This is a genomic window from Enterobacter sp. IF2SW-B1, assembly GCF_001743375.1.
GTDB lineage: Bacteria > Pseudomonadota > Gammaproteobacteria > Enterobacterales > Enterobacteriaceae > Enterobacter > Enterobacter bugandensis.
Window position 1 is genome coordinate 1 of sequence record NZ_MJAA01000300.1, and the last position, 406, is coordinate 406.

Consider the following 406-nt stretch of genomic DNA (forward strand, 5'->3'; position numbering starts at 1 on the left):
ATCGTACGGACTTAACCCCGCACAGAGCGCGGCGACAACGAAAATAAAAAGCACAAACAGGGAGAACTGCGCCGGACGGTTGCGGCGCAGCTGGTGACGAACCTGCTGCCAGCGTCTGCGCATCCGGTTACCTCAGCGTACGAATGCGGGGATCGGCGAAGCGATAAAGCTCGTCGGCGTTCAGGTTACCGACGATCCGCATTAGCGACGAGAGCATGAGGATCGCCATAATCTGCGGGTAGGCCAGCGAGGCGATCGACTGGAGCCCGAGCAGCCCCATCCCCGGCCAGGAGAAGACGCTTTCCGTCACATAGGCCCCCACAAGCAGCTCACAGAACGACAATCCGATCAGGGTGATCACCGGCAGCTGCACGTTTTTCAGCACGTGGCGGAACAGTATGCTGGA

Annotated in this window: 1 protein-coding gene and 1 pseudogene; both read right to left on the reverse strand. The window is 59.9% G+C overall.

The window, feature by feature from the left end; genetic code table 11:
• Positions 1–123 (reverse strand): annotated as a pseudogene (locus tag A6013_RS26420) (ABC transporter permease); the annotation flags it as partial.
• Between the two features lie 4 nt (positions 124–127).
• Positions 128–406 (reverse strand): ABC transporter permease (locus A6013_RS24465; RefSeq protein ID WP_139128312.1); only part of this gene is annotated, 279 nt, incomplete at its 5' end.